Origin of the sequence: Persicitalea sp., from assembly GCF_041751555.1 — a bacterium.
Lineage (GTDB): Bacteria > Bacteroidota > Bacteroidia > Cytophagales > Spirosomataceae > Persicitalea.
The window spans coordinates 1-4,370 of sequence record NZ_JBGSXF010000092.1; the positions used below are offsets into that span (position 1 = coordinate 1).

Consider the following 4,370-nt stretch of genomic DNA (forward strand, 5'->3'; position numbering starts at 1 on the left):
AGGGGGGCAGCCCCGAACGCCCTGATGGCGGCCACGGGGCGGGTGCCCACCTCTTCCCATCCCGAACAGAGAAGTTAAGCCCCGCACCGCCGATGGTACCGGTCTCACAGCCGGCAGAGTAGGTAGCCGCCACCTTTTTACATTACAAAATGCCGATCCACAATAGTGGGTCGGCATTTTGCATTTATCACGTTCCAGAAACACCTAGGTTGTTTTAGTATCAGTCTGCTCCTCTGTCAACCGCTCCTTCTTTATCTTGACGCATACATGCTTATTTGGTTTGTTGTGCATTTCGACCGAAGCATCATTCTGATACAACAGATTTAATTTCTCCTGAATGCTTCGCAATCCGTAACCTGAAGACAAGTTCTCTTTGAAGATTGGGCCATTGTCGTGGACGCAGAGATTCAACCAATCGCCTTCTTCAAAAATATGAACCCGGATACTGCCCGCATCGGGTAATTTGCTGACACCGTGCTTCACGGCGTTTTCTACAATGGGCTGGAGCAAAAACTTCGGTATCGTAAGTTCGGCCAGGGTAGAATCGTCCACCTGTACCTCGAATTTCAAACGATCACCGAAACGTACTTGTTCGATTTGCAGATAGGTATGCACCATCTCAAGTTCGCTGTTAACAGTGTCAAAATAATCGTCGTTACTACGGCCCGTAGTGTAACGGAAAAGTTTGGAAAGCAGCACCGTCATTTCCTCGGCCTTCTCAGGATCGCCGTGAACCAGGCTGGCGATGCTATTGAGGGAATTATAAAGAAAGTGCGGATTGATCTTGGCTTGCAAAGCACTTAACTCGGCGCGGGTTTTGAGCTTTTCAAGATTCAGAAGCTGGTACTCTTGCTCCGAAATCTTGCGGGAAAGCTGTCGCCCCTGTCGGCTGAGGTAGTAGAACAGGTTAGCCAAGCCAACTGGCCCTATCGTGTAGTAGTACCAGGGTGCCACGTCTTGCGAGGGGTCGAATCCTTCGCGCAAGCTCAGTTGCGTAATAATTCCGTGTCCCCAGGCAAAGTATATGGCTGTGGCGAAAGCCATATACCCCAACGTAATGGAAAGCGTCAACAGCAGGTGTTTCCTGATAAGGCTTCCCGAAAGGCGATCAAGCCATGGAATGAGCCAATAAGCAAAAAGCACTGTGAAAATCCCAGTTAGTAGATTTTGCACCACCACAAACTGATTCAATCGCATTACTAGGGGGTCGGAAGCCGTAGTAATCAGGTTGGTGAAATAAACGATGCCGCTCACGCCATATACAAAAATGGCCCCAAACAGCATCGCCACCGCTAGCCCGAGCCAGCTTTGGCTTTGAATAAGTGTTACCAATTTGAAGTCGCTCCACTGAAAAGAAGCACTTTTGTTAGAAAAACTCATATTGATGCCATCCAACTTGGCATCGGTCAGGTCGGCGTCTGTCAGATTGCTGAAGCTGAAATCAGCGTCGGTAAGGTCGGCGTCGCGGAAAGTTGCGCGGGAAAGGTTTGATGCCCGAACCCGTGCACCTCGCAGGTTGGCATCGTTGAAATTGGCGTCGCTGAGATTTGAAAAACTCAGGTTAGCATCGCGTAAGTCCATACCACTAAAATCGAATCCCCGCGAATTCGTCCCCAGCATCCTCAGAGGGCGTTTTTTGGACATTCGTTGCTCGGCTGTGGCTTTCAGTTTTTCCATGTCGTCAAGTAGAGCTTCCCGAAAGTTTTTGAACTTTCGGGAAGTTTGTTGGGATTACTTGCTGGCCTCGTCCAGCATATATTTAGCCTGGCCTTGTCCCCAATTGGGATACAGCGGCCCTTCGGGTTGGAAGGTAGCAAATTTTTCTATTGCTTTTTCCAAAACGGGCTTGGCCACCTTTTTGCCTCCGCCAAACTGCTCGGGCGTGTAATACAAGGTACTGCCCTGCAGCAAGTACACACGTGGATTGTCAGGATTGAGGCTTTCGGCTTTCTTCAGGCTCGCATTAAATAGCGGCCCCTCCGATTGGTAGCGCGACTGCGGATCGGCCAGCATCCGGGCCTGATGTATCTGGGCGTCAAGCAGCATCAGTTCGGAATTTTCGCCCGCGATGGCCACGGCTTCTTTCAGGTGTGCTTCGGCCTTATCGACCGTTTGATCTTTTTCGGTGGCATTTTTACCGAAAAAAGCAAGCATGGAGTAAGCGTGAGCAGCATAGTAGCGCGGCAACCATTCTTTTGGCTCAGCGGAAGCGATGCGCTCGAAGCGATTGGCCAGCGCCTGCCACTCAGCCGGGACGGGTTCCTTGTTTTCGCTAACCGAAAAATCTTTGATGGCCTCGATCATGGTGGTAGTGTACTTCTCGCTCTGCGCAAACAGAAAATTAGCAGAGATAAACAGGGCAACGGTGGTTGTTAGGAGTTTTTTCATTTTTTAAAGGATGAAAGGATGAAAGGATGAAAGGATAATTTTTCTGGAAAATGATATTTATGGTAAGTGGGCAAAGTAGATGGTAAGAAGTGAATAGATGAGAGGTAGTAGGTTGAATCCTTTTGTCCTTTCCTGCCTCCTCCTTTCCTCCTTACTAAACATCATCCTTCCCCACCACCGCCTTCTTCGACAGCATGATTTGTATCCCTACGAAGAAGCTGCGGTAGCTTTGCGGGCCGACGGCGTAACGGGTTTTGCCGTCGGGCGTATAGCGGTAAGTGAAGACGTTGCGGGTATTCAGGATGTTGTCTACGGTCATGTATAGGACAGTAAAGATATTTTTGATTGTCATTATTTTACTGGCCGAAAAACTCAGATTGTGGACGGGTGGCGTACGTTCGGCTAAGAAGTTGTCATTCGGTCCGTCGCCACGGTTAGGATTAAAGTACGGCCGACCGCTTGTATAGGAATAGGTCAGGCTCGTGCTGGTCGTAATCTTCTCGAACCACTTCTTGGTAATCAGGCTGGCGTTGTGGTTGGAGACGAAGGTCGGCGTAGCCGCTTGCTGGAACTGCTGAGAAAGCCGCTTGGTATCGACATAACTATAGGTAATCCAGTAGTCGAAATTCTTAATCATTTTTTGATCGCGCCAGAAGATATCGAAACCCTGTGCGTAACCATTCCCTCCGTTGGTAGTCTGGCCCCAGGGAAAGCGGTAAGGGTTGGCGTCGAATGCAATTCCGGTGAATTCCCGAACGAGTTGCGTGTAGTTCTTGTAAAAACCCTCGACCCGAAATGTCCGCTTGTCCTTGATGCGTTGGTAGTTCAGAATTAGGTGGTCGGCGCGCTCAAAGTCAAGGTCGGGATTTTTGTATAAGTAGCGGTAGTCAGGGTTTTGGTAAAACTGCCCGGCTGCCAGTGAGACCTGACTGTAATTACCCGTTTTGTAAGCAAAGGAAAGGCGTGGCGCCAGATTGAATCGGTTGAGCAGCGATGAGTACTCAGTTCTTAGACCGATGCGTCCGGCCAACTTTCTTGACAAATAAATCTCTGTTTCGGCGAAGGCTGCCGAGTAGTTATCGCGCAGGTCGTAACGCTGATTGTTGTAAGCGGTCTGTAAATTGATGCGGTGTATTTCGGTGCCAAAAAGCAGCGTATTATTTTTGGACAAAAGTCGCGTCAGCACCGCCCGGCCCTGAATGCGCTCGTCGGAGCCGCCAAAATTTGCGCCGTCGAAGGTAGTTTCGTCGCTGTTGTGGCTGTACGAAAAGCCGCTGTTGAGGAGCCATTTTCCCTCGGCGAAGCTATCGGTGTAGGTACTTGTAGTAAAAGCATTGCGGTTGTGCAGCCGGATGCCCGTGCGGGTGGCGTCGTCCAGCGGAGCCTGAGTCACCATGCCGAGGCGGCTGTTGGAGTACATTCCGTAGGTTTTGAGCAAGCCGGTTTTGGAAGTTTTGAGCCGATAGGTGAGGGACGAACCCGTAAACTCCGGCTCGCGCGTCCACTCGACGTTTTGTTTTACTAAAGCAAAAAGTGGCTTGAGATTGCCGTAATAGCCCACTACCGACAGCGACTGTTTTTCGTCGGCTACGTCGTAGTTTAGCCCCGCGCTCGCCAGATTCAGACTTACACCCAGGCCGTTGTTAGAGGCTTTATCACTTGTATTTAACAAAAGTACCGACGACAGCGCCTGCCCATACTGCGCCGAGTAGCCGCCCGTGCTGAACGAAGTACCTTTGAACATGAACGGGTTGAATCGTCCACGTTGCTGCACGTCGGGTAGTGAACTAAAAAATGGGTTTTGGACGATCATGCCGTCGATGACTACCTTAGCCTCCTGCCCCGAGCCGCCGCGCACGAACAGTCCGTTCTGCTCTCCCACGCGCTGCGCGCCGGGCAGTAATTGCATTACCGCCGTGATGTCGGCCCCGCCACCGGCGGTGGTTACGATGTCGAGGGGCTTGAGCATTGTCATTCGCTTA

At 50.7% G+C, this 4,370-nt stretch carries 3 protein-coding genes and 1 rRNA gene; 1 reads left to right on the top strand and 3 read right to left on the bottom strand.

Features of this window, described 5'->3' with window-relative positions:
• The first annotated feature begins 23 nt into the window (after window positions 1–23).
• Window positions 24–135 (top strand): 5S ribosomal RNA (gene rrf / locus ACEW8P_RS02975).
• A 69-nt stretch (window positions 136–204) separates the two neighbouring features.
• On the opposite strand, the gene ACEW8P_RS02980 is transcribed toward rrf, so the two are convergent.
• The 3 genes from ACEW8P_RS02980 to ACEW8P_RS02990 form a co-directional block, all read right to left on the bottom strand.
• Complete coding sequence (locus ACEW8P_RS02980; RefSeq protein WP_373511622.1) at window positions 205–1,677, bottom strand: histidine kinase; 1,473 nt, start codon at window positions 1,675–1,677, stop codon at window positions 205–207.
• 54 nt (window positions 1,678–1,731) lie between these two features.
• Entirely contained in the window at window positions 1,732–2,388 is a 657-nt protein-coding gene (locus ACEW8P_RS02985) for a hypothetical protein (RefSeq protein WP_373511623.1), read from the bottom strand.
• Between the two features lie 154 nt (window positions 2,389–2,542).
• The coding region (locus ACEW8P_RS02990; RefSeq protein WP_373511624.1) for a TonB-dependent receptor plug domain-containing protein at window positions 2,543–4,370 on the bottom strand (1,828 nt) is incomplete at its 5' end.